Source organism: Oceaniovalibus guishaninsula JLT2003, from assembly GCF_000299575.1.
GTDB classification, from domain to species: Bacteria; Pseudomonadota; Alphaproteobacteria; order Rhodobacterales; family Rhodobacteraceae; genus Palleronia; species Palleronia guishaninsula.
The window spans coordinates 1-17040 of sequence record NZ_AMGO01000068.1; the positions used below are offsets into that span (position 1 = coordinate 1).

Here is a 17040-nt window from a genome sequence, read left to right on the forward strand (position 1 = left end):
CAGTTGCTGCGCGGCGGAATAGTAAAGCCGGTTATAGTTCGTCCGCGCGATGGTCGTGGGCCGCCCGCCATCGGGCGTCATCTCGACCGACAGGGCGATGTCGTAAAGGCTGGCGAAATCCTCGTGCAGATAGGGCAGCAATTCCTTCTCGCGCTCGGGGGTTTCGCAGGCGAACGGCTCCAGCGCGGCGGGGGTGACGATCCACGGGCTGATGGAGGTGGCGAAGGCCTTGGCCTGGAACGGCCCCAGCGGCTGATATTCCCAGGCTTGCAGATCGCGCGCCGACCAGTCGTTCAGCAGCACATAGCCGAAGATCATCCGCTGGGCGCGGCTCGTGGTGATCGGCTCGCCCATCTTCGACGGCGTTCCGACGATGGCGCCCATCTCCAGTTCGATATCCAGCCGCTTGCACGGCCCGAAGACCGGCATCTCGGCATCCTTGGCGCGGGTCTGGCCGTTCGGCCGGCGGATGTCGGTGCCCGACACCACCACCGTCGAGGCGCGCCCGTTATAGCCGATGGGAATATGCAGCCAGTTCGGCGGCAGCGCGTTGTCGGCCCCCCGGAACAGGGTGCCGACATTGGTGGCGTGCTGGCGGCCGGCATAGAAGTCGGTATATTCCACCACCTCCAGCGGCAGATGCAGGCGCGCGTCCCGCATCCGAACCAGCATCGGCCCCACCTCGTCGCGCCGGTCCGACCCTTCCGCCAGAAGCCCCGTCACCGCCTCGCGGAAGGCGGCCCAGGCATCCGGCCCCGCGGCCATCAGCGCGTTCCAGGACGGTCGGGCGAACAGCCCGTCCGTCCCGGTCAGCCCGGCCCCTTCAGCGGCGCGGACATCGAGGATCATGTCGCCGATCGCCACGCCGCAGCGCGGATCGTCCCCGCCGGTCGAAAACACGCCATAGGGCAGGTTGTTCAGCGGAAACTCGGTCTCGGCCGAATTGGCGCTGTCCACCCAGCTTTTCTTTAGGGTCATTCGGTTTCCTTGGCCTTATTTGCGTCCGGGCGTGCCGTCGAACTTCTTTTCCAGCCCGGTCCAGCAATCCACGTAATCGTCCTGAAGCGGCGCCTCCTTGGCGGCGAACTCGGTCAGGTGCTGCGGGAACCGCGTCTCGAACATGAAGGACATGGTATCCTCCAGCTTCTCGGGCTTCAGGTCGGCGTTGGACGCCTTCTCGAACGCCTCGCGGTCGGGGCCGTGCGGCAGCATCATGTTGTGCAGGCTCATGCCGCCCGGAACGAAGCCCTGCGGCTTGGCGTCGTATTGCCCGTGGATGTTGCCCATCAGCTCGGACATGACGTTCTTGTGATACCACGGCGGGCGGAACGTGTCCTCCATCGTCATCCAGCGGTCACGGAACAGCGCGAAGTCGATATTGGCCGTCCCCGCCACGCCCGACGGCGCCGTCAGCACGGTAAAGATCGACGGATCGGGATGATCGAACAGGATCGCGCCGATGGGGCAGTAATCGTTCATGTCGTATTTGACCGGCGCGTAGTTGCCGTGCCAGGCCACCACGTCCAGCGGCGATTGTGCGATGTCGCAGGTGTGAAACTGTCCGCACCACTTGATCGTCATGGTCGAAGGCGCCTCGCGGTCCTCGAACGCGGCCACCGGCGTCTTGAAGTCGCGGCGGTTGGCCATGCAGTTGGCGCCGATCGGGCCGCGCGACGGCAGCTCGAACTTCTGGCCATAGTTTTCGCAGACGAATCCGCGCGCCGGCCCTTCCAGAACCTCGACCCGGTAGACCAGGCCGCGCGGGATGATGGCGATTTCCTGCGGCTTCAGGTCGATCACCCCCAGCTCGGTGGCGAACCGCAGCCGGCCGTCCTGCGGCACGACCAGAAGCTCGCTGTCGGCCGAGAAGAAATATTCGTCCTTCATCGAATCGGTGACGAGGTAGATATGGCTGGCCATGCCCACCTGCGTGTTCACGTCGCCCGCCGTCGTCATGGTGCGCATGCCGGTCAGCCAGGTCAGCCGTTCCTGCGAATGGGGCACCGGATCCCAGCGGTACTGGCCCAGGCTGGTCACGTCGCCCAGCACGTGCGGCGCGGATTTCCAGTAGGGCAGGTCGATCCGCTTGTAGCGCGACGAATGCTTGACCGACGGGCGGATGCGATAGCACCAGGTCCGTTCGTTCTGATGGCTCGGCGCGGTAAAGGCGGTGCCCGACAACTGTTCGCCGTAAAGCCCGTAATTCACTTTCTGCGGGCTGTTGCGGCCCTGCGGCAAGGCGCCCGGAAGCGCCTCGGTCTCGAAATCGTTGCCGAAGCCCGGCATGTAACCTTCGGTCGTGCCAACGGGCGTGGCAGCCGAGGTGAGTCCGGTCTGGGGTCGCTGCTCGTTCATGGAAAACTCCGTTCATGGGCACTGGCCTGACGCTGCGGCGAATCGTAATGGTTCTATTTGTAACTAACAAGCGAGGTCGCGATGCCTGCCGATTTCAGGCTGGAAACGTTCCTGCCCTACCTGCTGAACCGCGCCGCCGAAAAGGCCAGCCTGGATTTCGCCAGGGCCTACAGGGACCGCTATGGAATGCTGCGGACCGAATGGCGCGTGCTGGTGCATCTGGGCCGGTTCGGCGACATGACCGCGTCGCAGATCGGCGCGCGCGCCGGCATCCACAAGACCAAGATCAGCCGCGCCGTGGCCGCGCTGGAACAGCGCCGCTTCCTTCGCCGTCTGAACGTCGAGGACGACCGCCGCCGCGCGATGCTGTCGCTGACCCCGGCAGGGCGCGACGCGCATGACGACCTGACACGCGCCGCCGCCGCCCACGACGCGGCGATGACCGAAGGGTTCACCGCCGCCGAACTGGATACCTTGCGCGACTGCCTGCGCCGCATCGCCGGGCTTTGACGGCGTCCTTGCAAAACCCGCGGGCCTGTTGATGGTTACAAAACGAACCACTAGGCGGACCGGACCTTGCGACCGGACCTGCCTTCGGATCGCGAATGATATGGGGAGGGATAAGAATGATACGCATGTTCGCCGCCGCCGGGGCCGTCGCAATGGTCTCGACGCCGCTGTTCGCCGCCGATGTCGATCTGGTGATGTCAAGCTGGCTGCCGCCGCGCCATCCGATTGTCGTCAACGCCATGAAGCCCTGGGCCGAGGAGGTCGAGGAAGTGACCGAAGGCCGCGTGTCGGTGCGCGTGCTCGGCTCGCCCCTGGGTGCGCCGCCTGCGCATTTCGACATGGCCCGCGACGGCGTGGCCGACATCACCTATGGCCTGCATTCCTTCACCCAGGACGACCGCTTCGACGCGTCCGAGGTCGGCCAGTTCTCGTTCATCGGCGACGACGCGGTCGAGGCGTCCAAGGCGTTCTGGACCGTCTATACCGAGGATCTGGGCGCGATCGAGGATCACGCCGGCACCAAGCTGCTGGGCCTGTTCGTCCACGGCCCCGGCCTTTATCACAACAACCAGCGCAAGATCGAGGCGCCGGGCGACTTCGCCGGCCTGAAGATCCGCGTGCCCGGCGGCTATCCGGCCGTGTTGATGGAGGGTCTGGGCAGCACCCCCGTCTTCATGCCCTCGACCGAGGTTTACGAACAGCTTTCGCGCGGCGTCATCGACGGCGCGACCTTCACCTACGAGGCGCTGACCGCCTTCAACCTGACCGACGACATCAAGTATTCGATGACCCTGCCCGGCGGCATCTACAACACCACCTGGTTTCTGGTGATGAACGAAGGCAAGTGGAACCAGATCAGCCCCGAAGACCAGCAGGCGATCATGGACATTTCCGGTCTGGCCTTCGCCGAACGCGTCGGCAAGGCCTGGAACGATGCCGACGACAACGCCCGCGCCGAGATCGAGGAAGCGGGGATCGAGCTTTACGAGGCGAACGACGAGGTTCTGGGCACCATCCGCGAGGTCGCGAACCGGCTGGAACAGGATTGGGCCGACGCCCTGCCCGACGGCAAGGACGGCACCGCCGCGCTGGCCCGCCTGCGCGACATGACCGGCGTGGCGGCCGAGTAATGGGGCGCGCCGTCGCCGCCACGCTCGAAATCGTCTCGGCCGTCCTGCTGATCGGTCTGATCGGCGTGACGGTCGTGGACGTGATCGGCCGCTATGTCTTCGACGCGCCGCTGACCGGCGCGTTCGAGATCACCGAACTGCTGCTGGGGGCGCTGGTCTTCGCGGCCCTGCCCCTGGTCAGCCGTGCGGGCGAACACGTGGAGGTGGACATCCTCGCCGTCCTGTTGCCCGCCCGCGTGTCGGCGGCGCTGTTGTGGCTGGCGGCCCTGCTGGCGGCGGTCGTCCTGGCGTATTTCGCCTGGCAACTGTTCCACCTGTCCCAGCAGCAGCGCGCGGCGGGGTCGGTCTCCATGTCGCTGGGGGTGCCTCTGTCGCCGCTGGCGGTCTTCGGCGCGGCGGCCTGCCTGCTGGCGGCGATCTACGGCTTCGTCCGGGCGATGCGCGCATGACCGTTTCCCTAATCGGCATTGCCGTCCTGCTGGTGCTGGTCTTCGCGCGCGTTCCCATCGGCTTCGCGATGGCGCTGGTGGGCACGGTCGGCTTTGCGTCCATGCGCGGCTGGGACGCCACCGGCGCGATGGTCGGAACCACCGTCTTCGACACCGGCCTCAGCTATACGCTGTCGGTCGTGCCGCTGTTCATCCTGATGGGCAATGTGCTGGCGCAATCGGGCATCGCGCACGGCCTGTTCGCCGGCGCCGACCGCATCTTCGGACGGATGAAGGGCGGCCTGGCGCTGGCCACCGTCCTCAGTTGCGGCGGCTTCTCGGCGGTGTCCGGCTCGTCGCTGGCGACCGCCGCCACGATGAGCCAGGTCGCCCTGCCCCCGATGCGGCGCTTCGGCTATTCCGACAGCCTCGCCGCGGGGTCCATCGCCGCGGGCGGCACGCTGGGCATCCTGATCCCGCCGTCGATCATCCTCATCATCTATGGCCTCATCACCGAAAGCGATATCGGCGACCTGTTCATCGCGGGCCTTCTGCCCGGCGCATTGGGCATCGTGCTTTACATGGTCGCGGTCATGGTGACGGTGCGCCTGCGTCCGGGCACCGCGCCCGACGTGACCGACCCGCGCCCGATGACGCGCCGCGACGTGACGGGCGTTCTGGGCACGCTGGCGCTGTTCGCGTTCATCATGGGCGGCATCTACGGCGGCTTCTTCACCCCAATCGAGGCGGGCGGCATGGGCGCCGCCTTCGCTATCGTGCTGGCGCTGGTCATTCGCGGCCTGACGCGGCGCGGCGCGCGGACGGCCGTGATCGGCACGATCCGGTCCACCGCGATGATCTTCGCCATCATCATCGGCGCCGAGATATTCTCGACCTTCGTCAACTTCGCCGGGCTTCCCGACGCGCTGGTCGGTTTCATCTACGACCTCGACATTTCCGCCTGGGCGGTGATCGCGGTGATGGTGCTGATCTATCTGGTCATGGGCTGCGTGTTCGAAAGCCTGTCGATGATTCTGCTGACAGTGCCGGTCTTCTATCCGGTGGTGGCGCAGCTCGATTTCGGCAGCGGCGTGCTGGGCGATCCCGACGCGGTGCTGATCTGGTTCGCCATCGTCGTCGTCGTCGTGACCGAAATCAGCCTCATCACGCCGCCCGTGGGCATGAACGTCTTCGTCATGCGCTCGGTCATTCCCGACATCGAGCTGATGACCGTGTTCCGCGGCGTGCTGCCCTTCTGGATCGCCGACATCGTCCGGCTGATCCTGCTGGTGACGATCCCGTGGTTCTCGCTGGGGCTGCTGTGACCGGGGCGGCCGGGCGGATCGGGGGCGGCGCCGGATGACCGACCAGACCGACCGCGCCGCCGACCGCCGCCCCTTCACCACGGCGGAAATCGGCGCGATCGCGCATCTCTACCGGGGCGAGGTCTATCGCAGCACCATCTGGCGCACGCGGCTCGACACCACGACGAACTGGTCGGTCGTCACTCTGGGCATCGCCGTGTCGGTGTCGTTCGCCAGCGAAAACGCGTCGCCCTTCCCGCTGGTCCTGTCGGGGCTGCTGATCCTGTTCCTGCTGCTGCTCGAAGCGCGGCGATACCGCTATTTCAACGTCTGGCGCGCCCGCGCCCGCTGGATGGAGACGCATTTCTACGCCCCCATGCTGGTCGAGGGCGACCTGCATGTCGAGGATCAGTGGCAGGACGTTCTGGCGCGCGACTATTACCGCCCGCATTACCACATCGGCCTGACACGCGCCGTCGGGCGCAGGCTGCGGCGCAACTATCTGTGGCTGCTGCTGTTCCTGTCGCTGGCCTATCTGGGCAAGATCACCGTCCACCCCGAACCCGTCGCCCGCTTCGCCGACCTTCCCGCGCGCGCCGCCCTCGGCCCGGTGCCGGGCTGGATCGTCCTGGCCATCGGCGTCGCCTACAACGCCTTTCTGGTCCTGCTGGCGATGGCCACCTGGTGGTTCGACCGGCGCAAGCACCGCGACAGGACCAGCCATTCGCATATGGGCTGACCCCGGCCCCTAGGCCCCCTTCAGCACGCCCCGGCGCACCTGATCCTCCTCGATCGACTCGAACAGGGCGCGGAAATTGCCCTCGCCGAAGCCGTCGTCGCCCTTGCGCTGGATGAACTCGAAGAAGATCGGGCCGATCACGGTCTTGGAGAAGATCTGCAACAGGATCCGCGTCTCGCCGCCGCCGATCACGCCCTCGCCGTCGATCAGGATGCCGTGCCGCTTCAGCCGGTCCACGGGTTCCTCGTGGCCCTGCACGCGGTCGTGGCTCATCTCGTAATAGGTATCGGGCGGCGGCGGCATGAACGCCATGCCCGCCTCGGCGATGGCGTCGGTCCCGGCATAGATGTCCTCGGTGGCGATGGCGATGTGCTGGATGCCCTCGCCCTTGTATTCGCGCAGGTATTCCTCGATCTGGCTGTTCTCGTCGGCGCTTTCGTTGATCGGGATGCGGATCTTGCCGTCGGGCGAGGTCAGCGCGCGGCTGGTCAGGCCGGTCTGCTTGCCCTTGATGTCGAAGAACTTGATCTCGCGGAAATTGAACACGTCGTGATAGAACTTGTACCAGGTGTCCATGTTGCCGCGGATGACGTTGTGCGTCAGATGGTCGAGGTAATAGAACCCGAACCCCTCGGGATGCGGATCGACCCTGTCCAGCCACTCGAAATCGGCGTCGTAGCACGATCCGCCGTCGCCATAGGTATCGACGAAATACAAAAGCGACCCGCCGATCCCCTTCACCGCCGGCACGTCCAGCGACTTGCCCGGCCCGGTATATTCCTCGGCCCCCAGCCCGACCGCCCGCTTCAGCGCGTGGGCTGCATCGACCACCCGCCACGCCATCGCCGGCGCGCAGGGACCGTGGTCCTTCAGGAACTCGGCCGCATGTCCCGTGGGCTCGGCGTTCAGCAGATAGTTGATGTCGCCCTGCCGATAGAGCGTGATCGCCTTGGTCTTGTGCCGGGCGACCGGAACGAACCCCATCTGCCGGAACACCCGGTCCAGAACCTCGGGCTCGCGATGCGTGAACTCGACGAACTCGAACCCGTCGGTGCCCGCGGGGTTGGCTTCGGTGATCTCGGCCTTCGACGCGTCATGCGGAAACGGTCCCATGGCATCCTCCCTGATTCCCTCGGGTTGCATCCATAACATGAAACGCGCCCCGGCGGCGTGCAATCCCGCCGGGGCGCCGCCGTCAATCCGTCACGATGTCGAACCAAAACTCGAAATCGTCGAGCAGCCCAAGGAACGCCATCAGCCGGTCCCGGTCCCCCTCGATCGTGACATCGCCGGCGGCGATCGCATCGGGAAAGGTCGTCTGTTGCAGGTTGATCCGGTCCAGCGTGGCGCGGTCCAGCGTGACTGTGGCCTGCGCGTCGTCCTCCTGCACGTCCATGCGGTAATTCATCACCCCGTTCGCGACTTCGACCGCAAAGGTTTCGTCCACGTCCGGCATGACGAAGTTCAGCGCGATGTCGGCATCCGCCGCGCGCGGATGATCGAGCCGCATCGCCAGATAATCCAGATACATCTCGATGGGCACCGACCGGATGATGTCGGCCGAGGCCGTCTGCGCCGTGGCGCCCCGCGTCACCCCCTGCCGCAATTCCTGCGCGCCGGTCAGATAGAAGTTCCGCCAGGGCCCGCTTTCGGCCTGATAGCCGAGCTGCGTATAGACATCCGCCAGCAACTCCCGCGCCTCGGTATTCTCGCTATCCGCAAAGACCAGATGGTTCAGCGCGGTGGCGGCCCAGCGGTAATTGCCGGCGTCATGATCGGCGCGCGCCTTGTCGATCACCGCATCCGCCCCGCCGGCATAGCGTACGAAGGCGGCCCCTTCCTCGGCGGGCGGCAATTCGTGAAGCTCGGCCGGATTGCCGCTGAACCAGCCGAAGTAAAGCTGATACTGCGCCTTGGCGTTGTGGCTGACGGTGCCGTAATAGCCGCGATTGGCGAATTCGGTCGCCAGGCTTTCGGGCAGCGCGATTTCTTCGGCGATCTCCAGCATGGTCAGGCCCTTGTTGGCCAGGCGCAGCGTCTCGTCGTGGATATAGCGATAGGTGTCGCGGTGCTTTTCCCAGAACTCCACGATCTCGGCATTGCCCCATGTCGGCCAGTGATGGCTGCCGAAGCTGACCTCGACCGCGTCGCCATAGCGGCCGATCACGTCATGGATGTATTTCGCCCACAGATCGCCCGACCGCACCTTCGTGCCGCGCAGCGTATACAGGTTGTGAAGGACGTGGTTGATGATCTCGGCCTGCATCAGCGCCTTGTGCGCGGGCAGCCAGAACATGAACTCGGACGGCGCTTCGGCTCCCGGCGTGTTCAGGAACACCATCTCGACGCCGTCCACTTCCATCTCGGTCGGGGTGTCGGCGATGACGATCGTCGGCTCGATCAGCGTGATCGTGCCCGACGATGTGGTGGTGCCAAGGCCGCTGCCGATCATCCCCTCGGGGCCCTTGGGCAGCAGGTTGCCGAACATGTAGCTCGCCCGCCGGCTCATCGCGTTGCCGGCGATCAGGTTCTCGCCGATCGCCTCCTCGACGAAGCCTTCGGGCGCGATGACGGGAATGTCGCGCGCGGCCACCTCCTCGGGGGTGACGATGCCCTTGATCCCGCCGAAATGGTCGGCATGGCTATGGGTCAGGATGACGGCCGAAACCGGCAGGTCCGCCACCTTTTCGCGCAGCAGCGCCCATCCCGCCGCGGCCGTCTGCGTCGAGATCAGCGGATCGACGACGATCCAGCCGCTGTCGCCGCGGATGAAGCTCATCACCGACAGGTCGAAATTGCGGACCTGATAGATCCCGTCCGTCACCTCGAACAATCCGGTGATGTGGTTCAGCTTGCCCTGCCGCCAGAGGCTGGGATTGGCCGTGTCGGGCGCGTCGCCTTGCAGGAAATCCATCGCCTCGACATCCCAGACGGTGCGTCCGTCCGCGTCGGCGATGCTTCCGCCCGGCAGCGGCGCGATGAACCCGCGCTCGGCATCCTCGAAATCCGTCCGGTCGTCGAAGGGCAGCGCGTCCAGCACCGCGCGATTGGCCGCCTTCGTGCTTTCGCTCGCTTCCTGCGCTGTGGCGGGCACGACCGGGACTGCCATCGCGCAGGCCAGCAACATGGCGCGATATGTCTGTCTCATTTGCCTTCCTCCCTCTGCAAATCCGCGCCGGGCGGCGGAAAGATGCGCGCCAGCGCCCCGGCGAACAGCCCTGTCAGCGTGTCCGCGTCGCGGCGCGGGCCGGTCAGTTGCCGGTCCATCGCCTGCCGGAACAGCCCGTCGATCATCGCATAGCTCGCCTCGGGCGCATCCGGCCCCTGCCCCATGCGGCGCGCGGCAAAGGCCACCGCGTCGATCAGCGTCGCCTCGATCTCCTCGACCGCCGGGCGGAAGGCGGTGTCGAACATCGCCTGCCCGCGGATGTCGTACCAGAGGCGGTGCGTCTCGGCCTCGGCGACGATCGACCGTGCCAGCGCGCGCGCGAAGGCCGCGATGACCGCCTCGCGCCCCGTCGCGGGGGCAAGCGCTGCTTCCAGGGCGGCGGTGAAATCGCGCTTGTAGCGGCGCACGACCAGCACGATCAGGTCCGATTTGTCGGCAAAGTAATAGTGCAACGATCCCAGCGACATGCCGGACGCGGCGGCGATGTCGCGCAGGCTGGTGCGGGCATAGCCCAGCGATTTCAGCGTCTCCAGCGCGCTGGCGGCCAGTTCGGCGCGCTTGGCCTCGCGCCGCGCCGATTTGCGCGCGGCGCGGGGATCGGGCCGCGGATCGGGCCATGGATCGGGCCATGGATCGGGGACGGCGACGTTCATCCCGCCAGCGCGTCGGCGAAGATGCGCGGCAGGCGCGACCAGCGCGGATCGTGCTGGAACCGCACCAGCGCCTCGCCCAGCCTTTGCTGGCGGCGGTTGGTGACGAACCAGGGCGGTCGCGGCAGCAGCGTCCCCTGCCCCGAGGCGACCCCCCGCGGAAACGGCCGCCACGGCGCCTCGATCACGCCGCGCTCGACCCCGCCCAGCATGAAGGTGTTGTGCACCGTGCCGATGCCGCTGCCGACATCCGCCGGATCGTGCCCCGGAAACGCGCCCCAGGGCAGCGTCGCGGTCAGAAATCCCAGACCCGTCCAGGCGTTGACCGCGATGCAGCCATAGCGCAGCCGGGCCAGCATCTCGTCGAAGCGCCGCGCCCCGATGGCCCGCCGCGTCGCGGGATGGATCAGGATGTTGGCGCCCAGCGTCCCCGCCAGCCGGTCGTTGGCATAGTCGATGGCGGCGCGCAGAAACGCCTCGGGGTCCGGGGCGGGCAAAGCCACCCGCGACAGGGCGGGGCCGAACACCTCGACCTCGCGGAACCGCGCATCGCTTTCGGCATCGGCGATCAGCAGGTCGGGCGCCTCGCCCCGCGCGATCCGCTCGACCCCCGCGCCGTCGCCCGCGAAGGCGGCCAGACGGTCCTCGACGCCGGGATACCAGGCCGCCCGGCGGTCCCCGGCGGCGACGGCCGCGAAGGCATCCATCAGCGCCCCGGTCCGGTCCCAGCCCTCGGGCAGGATCAGCACCTGGCAGGCCACGCAGTTGAACCCCGAATTGTGCAGCTTCTGCGTCGCGATGTTCTGCGCCTGAAAGGCGATGTCGGCCTTCGACCAGGGGCCGGGCACCACGATGGTCGGGCAGACCGCGCCCAGTTCCGACGTGACGCGGCGGGGGTTCTTCGGCCGCCCCTCGGCCCGCCGGCGCGCGCCGTCGGCCCCGGTGCCCCAGACGATGGCGTCGTGCGTGGTCTGCGCGCCGGTCACGTGAATCTCGTCCACCAGCGGATGATCCGACAGATAGGCCCCCACCTGCCCGTCCCCGCCGACGATCCGCAGCGCGCCCCTGGCGATCAGCGGCGACAGGGCCGCGCGCAGGATCGGCGCCAGATACTCGTTGACGGGGTTCATCTTCAGCAGAACCACCTGATGTTCCGAAAAGAGCTTGTGGAACGCATCCAGCGGCGCGATGGCCGCGATGTTGCCCGCCCCCAGCACCAGCGCCACCTTGCCGCGCCGGTCCTGCGGCGGCGTGTCGTAGGCCCCGGCGGCAAGGCGGCGCGTTTCGGCGCGGTCCACCCCCGGCCGCATCCACACCTCGGCCGTGACACCCGACAGCAGCAGCCTGTCCCAGACCGTATGCGGCGAAACGCGCAGGGCGATCTGCCCGTTCGGCAGGTCGCGCACCGGCAGATCGTCCAGGAACGCCTTGCCGTCCAGCCGCGACAGCGTCTCGATCAGGCCGTTGCAGGCCGACATCACCGCATAAGGCCCCGACAGCCATTCCTCGCCCACCAGCGGCGATTCGGGCGGGATGCGCTTGTGGTGCGCCGCCGCCATCGCCCAGATCTCGGCCTGTTCCAGCAGGCAATCCTTCACCTCGCGCAGCAGGGCGATGCGCGCCTGGACCGGCAACCGCGCCCAGTCGTCCTTGGCCGCGTCCAGTTGCGACAGGGCGGCGTCCAGACCGGCGCGGTCCTGGGTGATGCGCTCGGGCGCGCTCATTCTTCCGTATCCGCCATCAGGCAATCGCCGTATGTGTCGCGCAGCACGGTTTTCAGCACCTTGCCCGTGGCCCCCAGGGGCAGCGCATCGACGAAGATCACCCGGTCGGGCACCTGCCAGTCCGCGACCCGCCCCTTGTAGATCGACAGGATCTCGGCCTCGTCCGGCGTCTCGCCCGCGCGCGGCACGGCGATCAGCACCGGGCGTTCGTCCCATCGGGGATGCCGCGCGGCGATGGCGGCGGCGGTGGCCAGACGGGGATGCGCGGCGGCGATGTTTTCCAGCTCGACCGTGGAAATCCACTCGCCGCCCGACTTGATCATGTCCTTGGCGCGGTCGCGGATCGTCATGTAGCCGTCGGGATCCAGCGTCGCGATGTCGCCGGTATCGAACCACCCGTCCGCCGTCAGCGCGCCGCCCTCCTGCCCGTGATAGCCCGCGGCGACCCAATGGCCGCGGATCTGCAACCGCCCGGCGCTTTGCCCGTCATGGGGCACCGGCGCGCCGAACTCGTCGCGCAGCCGCAGCTCGACCCCATAGGGCGGACGGCCCTGCCCCTGCCGCAACGCGGCCTTGGCATCCCGCGGCAGATCGTCGTGCTTTTGCAGCAGCTGGTTCAGCGTGCCCAAAGGCGTCGTCTCGGTCATGCCCCAGGCATGGATCAGCTCGGTGCCGTAACGGTCGCGGAAGGCGGCGATCATCGACGGCGGCAGGGCCGATCCGCCGACCACCGTGCGTTGCAGCGTCTCGGCCTTCGATCCGGTCTTTTCCAGCGCCTGCAACAGCCCCATCCAGATCGTCGGCACCCCCAGCGCCAGCGTCACCTTCTCGCCGTCGATCAGCCGCACCAGGCTTTCGCCGTCGAGGTTGGGGCCGGGCAGCACCAGCCTGGCGCCCACCGCCGCCGCGATATAGGGCACCCCCCAGGCATTGACGTGAAACATCGGCACCACCGGCATCACCGTGTCGCGCGCGCGGATCGCCAGACCGTCGGGCTGGTTGCCGCCCAAGGTATGCAGCACGATGGCGCGGTGCGAATAAAGCACGCCCTTCGGCGCCCCCGTCGTGCCGCTGGTATAGCAAAGCGCCGCCGCCTCCGTCTCGGCCAGTTCGGGCCAGTCATGGCCCCGATCGCCCCGCGCCAGCAGCTCGTCGTAGAAGGCCAGCCCCTCGATCCGGGCCGCCGCATCGTCGTCCCGCCCGTCCATCAGCACAAGGTGGCGCAAACCGGGCACCCGTCCGGCCAGCTTCTCGACCAGGGGCGCGAAGGTCGCGTCGAAGAACAGCACCTCGGCCCCCGCATCGCCCAGGATGAAGGCGATCTGATCGGGCGTCAGGCGCGGATTGACGGTATGCGTCACCCGCCCGCCCGCACCCACGCCGAAATAGATCTCCAGATGCCGCCGGTTGTTCCACGCGATGGTGGCGCAGCGCGCGCCCCGCGCCACCCCCAGCCCGTCCAGCGCCGAGGCGAGCCGCCGCGCATGGGCCGCGACCGTGCCCCAATCCGTCCGCTCGATCCCGCCCGCCGTGGCGACCGACACGATGTCGGTGCCCGCGTGATACCGCTCGGCATGGTCGATCAGCGACCCCACCGTCAGCGGCAGATGCATCATCCGTCCCCGCATGGCCCTTGCCCCCCTTCGCTATTCCGCCGCCACGCCTTGCGGCGCGCGGCCCCGGATCGTGTCGGCCGCCTTTTCCGCGATCATGATCGTGGGCGCGTTGGTGTTGCCGCCGATCAGCGTCGGCATCACCGACGCATCCACCACGCGCAGCCCCTCCATCCCGCGCACCCGCAGCGCGGCATCGACGACCGCCCCCGCATCCCCCGCCGGCCCCATCCGGCAGGTGCCCACGGGGTGATAGATCGTGTCCGCCCGCGCGCGGACATGCCCCTCCCAGTCGGCATCGCTCATGCCGTCGCGGATGCCGAACAGTTCCGTCCGGCAATAACGGGCCAGGGCGGGCGCCTGCAGGATCGCGCGGGTCATCTTCGCGCCCCGGATCGTCGTCTCCAGATCGCGCGGATCGGACAGATAGTTCGGGTCGATCGCCGGCGGCGCCATCGGATCGGCCGATCGCAGCCCGACCTGCCCCCGCGAATGCGGCCGCAGCGCGCAGACATGGCACGAATAGCCGTGCCCCAGATGCAGCTTGCGCGCATGGTCGTCCACGATCGAGATGACGAAATGAAGCTGCACGTCCGGCCGGTCCAGCCCCGGTCGCGTCTTCAGGAACGCCGCCCCTTCGGCGAAGGGCGTGGCGATCATCCCGCCGCCATCGCGACGCCAGGCCCAGGCATGGCGCATCAGCCCCCAGGTCGCCCGCGCGCCGATGCCGAAATTGTCGGTGTCGCGGGTCTTGCAGGCCAGGATGAAATCCAGATGGTCCTGCAGGTTCTGCCCCACCCCCGGCAGATCGTGCGCAACCGCGATGCCATGTGCGCGGATGTCCTGCCCCCGCCCGATCCCCGACAGTTGCAGCAGTTGCGGCGACCCGAAGGCGCCCGCGCTCAGGATCACCTCGCGCCGGGCGCGCACGACGCGCTCCTCGCCGCGGCGGCCCTTGCGCCACGCGACCCCGGTGGCGCGCCGCCCCGCCAGCACGATCCGCGTCGCATGGGCGCGCGTCTCGACATGCAGGTTCGCGCGGCGGCCCATGACGGGATGCAGATAGGCGGCGGCGGCCGAGCATCGCTCGCCCCGGCGGGGGCCGGAATGAAACTGCGTCACCTGATAAAGACCGATGCCCTCGTTGTCACCCCGGTTGAAATCCGCGACCGCGCGATGCTGCAACTGCGTGCCCGCCTCGACGAAGGCGCGGCTGATGGCGCGCGGATGCGGCTGGTCGCGCACCTGCAACGGCCCGTCGGCGCCGTGCGCGTCGTCCGCGCCGCTGGCATTGCCCTCGCTGCGGATGAAATAGGGCAGAACGTCGTCCCAGCCCCAGCCGTCCAGCCCGCTTTCGGCCCAATCGTCGTAATCCGACCGATGGCCGCGGATATACAGCATCGCGTTGATCGCGCTCGACCCGCCCAGCCCCTTGCCGCGCGGCTGGTATCCGCGCCGCCCGTTCAGCCCCGGCTGCGGCACGGTCTTAAACGCCCAGTTGCTGATGCGCCCGTGCCCCGGCATCATCGCCACCACCGCCGCCGGCGCGCGGATCAGCAAATGCCGCCCCTCGCCGCCCGCTTCCAGAAGGCACACGCTGGTTGCCGGATCCTCGCTCAGCCGCGCGGCCAGCACCGCGCCCGCCGACCCGCCCCCGACGATGACATAATCGAACTCCATCGCTCCCCCCCCGTCGCCTCAGACCCCGAAAGGGCCGCCGCCGACAAAGGCTAGAAAGGATTCTGGACGCTCGTCCAAAACTTTCTCAAATTCCGTTACGTCATTCGATGGACAAGGCCCCTACCCCGCCTCGGCCATGCTGCCGGGGCGCATTTCCTCCCAGAAGGCGACGATGGCGGCATGGTTCAGCGCCGACATCCATCCGTTGCGGTCGAAATCGTCGCGCGCCGACGCGTCGCCGATGCGGCCCGCGAACAGCCGCTTGTCGGCGTCGCGCTGCGTGGGGCTGCGCGCGGCCACATTCTTCTGGATGCGCTCCAGCATCCGCGCCCGCGCGCTCAGCCCCGCCCCCGATGCGCCCGCGACCGGGGCCGCCGCCGCCGGAGCACCCCCCTGCCCTTTCACGGCCTCGCCCGCCATGACCGCCGACAGATAGCGCGCGGGATGGCGCACGTCGCCCTGCCCCGCGACGTAATCCAGCCGCGCCGCCACCGCCGCCTCGCCCAGATCGACCAGCCATTGCCGCGCCAGACGGTCGGCGATGCCCATGGCCACCAGCCGCGCATGGACGGGCGAATGCCGCAGCCCCGCCCCGTCATCCATGTCCAGCATCGCCAGTTGCGCGTTGCGTTCGATGGCGAACCGGATGTCGGTGACGACGCGGCCGCGCTTGCGGGTATGCGGCGTGACCACGATGTTGCTGGTGCGGTTCACCTCGGCCACCGCCGGTTTGACGATCTTGGCGTTCAGATGCTTGAACGTCTCGTAATAGGCGGAATCGGCAACCCCCATCAGCCGGCGGAACGTCTCCAACGGCCACCAGCCGGTGCTGCCGGTCCGCACGAAGCGATAGCAATTCTCGTAAAGCGCCAACGCGTGACCGCTGGTGAACCGCCGCTGGATGTTCAGGTCGATCAGCGCGAAGACCTTGGGATCGCGCAGCTTTTCGGCCAAGGCGGGCGAATAGGCATAGCGGCACACCCCCGCTTTCAGCGTGGCGAAGCTCAGCAGGCTCGACACGCCCCATTCCTGCCGCCCCGCCTCGTCCAGCATGTCCCATTCGGCCACGGTCTCGACCAGGCCGCGCAGCGACGCCTTCAGCGTCTCGTTGTCGTTGGAATTGTAGCCGATCATCAGACACAGCGTCTGCGCGTCGATCTCGAAGGTGGGCTGCCGCCCTAGCCCGTCATAGGCGTTCAGCAGCAGCACGTTCGACAGCTTGCGCTGCAACAGCGTCAGCCGCCCCGAGACATGGATCGCCGCGACATGCTTCTTGACCGAACCGCGCCGCAGCGCCCCCGTCAGACGGTCCCGCGGAATGTCGCCCACGGGGCGCGCCGCCGTCTCGGTCTCGGTCATGGCGTGCCTCTCGTCGCCGGAATGCGCGAATCTGCGTCGCGCTTGCCGAAGGATCGCATCATGGGCACCCCGTTTCAACCCGTTGCTGGATACCGCAGGCTGCGCGCCCAAAGGTATCCGTCTACAGGATGACCCATGCGGATGAACGACAGGTTGCCGCTGCGCGCGCTGCTTTAACCCGCGCAACGGCCCCGGAACGTGCAATTCCCGCGAATCGGCCCCGAAACCCCCGCATTCGGGCACCCGTCGTCCCGCAGACGGATACCTTTCGCCCCGTATCCGGGCGCCGGTTGGCCTGCAAGTCTTTGTTATCGGGCAGGTTTCTTGTGCCAAACCCCTGAAAGTCCTCAAATAAACCCAAACGGATTGCTGCCGTTCC

Annotated in this window: 14 protein-coding genes; 5 read left to right on the plus strand and 9 right to left on the minus strand. The window is 67.7% G+C overall.

Annotation, left to right across the window (positions count from 1 at the left end):
- Positions 1 to 978 (minus strand): fumarylacetoacetase (gene fahA, locus OCGS_RS13465; protein ID WP_040611084.1); only part of this gene is annotated, 978 nt, incomplete at its 3' end.
- Positions 979 to 993: 15 nt separating this feature from the next.
- Positions 994 to 2355, minus strand: coding sequence for a homogentisate 1,2-dioxygenase (gene hmgA, locus OCGS_RS13470; RefSeq protein WP_007427798.1), 1362 nt, complete (start codon positions 2353 to 2355; stop codon positions 994 to 996).
- An 81-nt stretch (positions 2356 to 2436) separates the two neighbouring features.
- On the opposite strand from hmgA, the gene OCGS_RS13475 reads away from it, so the two are divergent.
- The 5 genes from OCGS_RS13475 to OCGS_RS13495 all read left to right on the plus strand — a co-directional run bounded on the left by OCGS_RS13475 (position 2437) and on the right by OCGS_RS13495 (position 6466).
- Positions 2437 to 2865 carry a MarR family winged helix-turn-helix transcriptional regulator gene (locus OCGS_RS13475; protein WP_007427799.1) on the plus strand — a complete coding sequence of 143 codons (429 nt, stop codon included), beginning with the start codon at positions 2437 to 2439 and terminating at the stop codon, positions 2863 to 2865.
- 116 nt (positions 2866 to 2981) lie between these two features.
- On the plus strand, positions 2982 to 3995 hold the full coding sequence (locus OCGS_RS13480) for a TRAP transporter substrate-binding protein (protein ID WP_007427800.1): 1014 nt from the start codon (positions 2982 to 2984) through the stop codon (positions 3993 to 3995).
- Positions 3995 to 4444, plus strand: coding sequence for a TRAP transporter small permease (locus OCGS_RS13485; RefSeq protein WP_007427801.1), 450 nt, complete (start codon positions 3995 to 3997; stop codon positions 4442 to 4444). The genes OCGS_RS13480 and OCGS_RS13485 overlap by 1 nt, the downstream gene beginning before the upstream one ends.
- Entirely contained in the window at positions 4441 to 5748 is a 1308-nt protein-coding gene (locus tag OCGS_RS13490; RefSeq protein ID WP_007427802.1) for a TRAP transporter large permease, read from the plus strand. The genes OCGS_RS13485 and OCGS_RS13490 overlap by 4 nt, the downstream gene beginning before the upstream one ends.
- 34 nt (positions 5749 to 5782) lie before the next feature.
- A complete protein-coding gene (locus tag OCGS_RS13495; protein WP_007427803.1) occupies positions 5783 to 6466 on the plus strand; it encodes a DUF2270 domain-containing protein in 684 nt (227 codons plus the stop codon).
- A 9-nt stretch (positions 6467 to 6475) separates the two neighbouring features.
- Here OCGS_RS13495 and hppD read toward each other — a convergent pair whose 3' ends face one another.
- The 7 genes from hppD to OCGS_RS13530 form a co-directional block, all read right to left on the minus strand.
- Positions 6476 to 7579 (minus strand): 4-hydroxyphenylpyruvate dioxygenase, encoded by a 1104-nt coding sequence (hppD, locus tag OCGS_RS13500; RefSeq protein WP_007427804.1) that lies wholly within the window; start codon positions 7577 to 7579, stop codon positions 6476 to 6478.
- 82 nt (positions 7580 to 7661) lie between these two features.
- Positions 7662 to 9614 carry an alkyl/aryl-sulfatase gene (locus OCGS_RS13505; protein WP_007427805.1) on the minus strand — a complete coding sequence of 651 codons (1953 nt, stop codon included), beginning with the start codon at positions 9612 to 9614 and terminating at the stop codon, positions 7662 to 7664.
- Positions 9611 to 10288, minus strand: coding sequence for a TetR/AcrR family transcriptional regulator (locus OCGS_RS13510; protein ID WP_007427806.1), 678 nt, complete (start codon positions 10286 to 10288; stop codon positions 9611 to 9613). The genes OCGS_RS13505 and OCGS_RS13510 overlap by 4 nt, the downstream gene beginning before the upstream one ends.
- On the minus strand, positions 10285 to 12009 hold the full coding sequence (locus OCGS_RS13515) for an aldehyde dehydrogenase family protein (protein ID WP_007427807.1): 1725 nt from the start codon (positions 12007 to 12009) through the stop codon (positions 10285 to 10287). Before OCGS_RS13515 ends, OCGS_RS13510 begins: the two co-directional genes overlap by 4 nt.
- Complete coding sequence (locus tag OCGS_RS13520; protein ID WP_040611085.1) at positions 12006 to 13637, minus strand: long-chain fatty acid--CoA ligase; 1632 nt, start codon at positions 13635 to 13637, stop codon at positions 12006 to 12008. Before OCGS_RS13520 ends, OCGS_RS13515 begins: the two co-directional genes overlap by 4 nt.
- Positions 13638 to 13655: 18 nt before the next feature.
- On the minus strand, positions 13656 to 15302 hold the full coding sequence (locus OCGS_RS13525) for a GMC family oxidoreductase (protein ID WP_007427809.1): 1647 nt from the start codon (positions 15300 to 15302) through the stop codon (positions 13656 to 13658).
- A gap of 120 nt (positions 15303 to 15422) precedes the next feature.
- On the minus strand, positions 15423 to 16661 hold the full coding sequence (locus tag OCGS_RS13530) for a replication initiation protein (RefSeq protein WP_040611086.1): 1239 nt from the start codon (positions 16659 to 16661) through the stop codon (positions 15423 to 15425).
- Between the last annotated feature and the right edge of the window lie 379 nt (positions 16662 to 17040).

What these genes read in the sequence shown, in the direction of transcription:
- hmgA (WP_007427798.1), bottom strand. Translation starts at nt 2,355, where the DNA reads ATGAACGAGCAGCGACCCCAGACCGGACTCACCTCGGCTGCCACGCCC.
- OCGS_RS13475 (WP_007427799.1), top strand. Translation starts at nt 2,437, where the DNA reads ATGCCTGCCGATTTCAGGCTGGAAACGTTCCTGCCCTACCTGCTGAAC.
- OCGS_RS13480 (WP_007427800.1), top strand. Translation starts at nt 2,982, where the DNA reads ATGATACGCATGTTCGCCGCCGCCGGGGCCGTCGCAATGGTCTCGACG.
- OCGS_RS13485 (WP_007427801.1), top strand. Translation starts at nt 3,995, where the DNA reads ATGGGGCGCGCCGTCGCCGCCACGCTCGAAATCGTCTCGGCCGTCCTG.
- OCGS_RS13490 (WP_007427802.1), top strand. Translation starts at nt 4,441, where the DNA reads ATGACCGTTTCCCTAATCGGCATTGCCGTCCTGCTGGTGCTGGTCTTC.
- OCGS_RS13495 (WP_007427803.1), top strand. Translation starts at nt 5,783, where the DNA reads ATGACCGACCAGACCGACCGCGCCGCCGACCGCCGCCCCTTCACCACG.
- hppD (WP_007427804.1), bottom strand. Translation starts at nt 7,579, where the DNA reads ATGGGACCGTTTCCGCATGACGCGTCGAAGGCCGAGATCACCGAAGCC.
- OCGS_RS13505 (WP_007427805.1), bottom strand. Translation starts at nt 9,614, where the DNA reads ATGAGACAGACATATCGCGCCATGTTGCTGGCCTGCGCGATGGCAGTC.
- OCGS_RS13510 (WP_007427806.1), bottom strand. Translation starts at nt 10,288, where the DNA reads ATGAACGTCGCCGTCCCCGATCCATGGCCCGATCCATGGCCCGATCCG.
- OCGS_RS13515 (WP_007427807.1), bottom strand. Translation starts at nt 12,009, where the DNA reads ATGAGCGCGCCCGAGCGCATCACCCAGGACCGCGCCGGTCTGGACGCC.
- OCGS_RS13520 (WP_040611085.1), bottom strand. Translation starts at nt 13,637, where the DNA reads ATGCGGGGACGGATGATGCATCTGCCGCTGACGGTGGGGTCGCTGATC.
- OCGS_RS13525 (WP_007427809.1), bottom strand. Translation starts at nt 15,302, where the DNA reads ATGGAGTTCGATTATGTCATCGTCGGGGGCGGGTCGGCGGGCGCGGTG.
- OCGS_RS13530 (WP_040611086.1), bottom strand. Translation starts at nt 16,661, where the DNA reads ATGACCGAGACCGAGACGGCGGCGCGCCCCGTGGGCGACATTCCGCGG.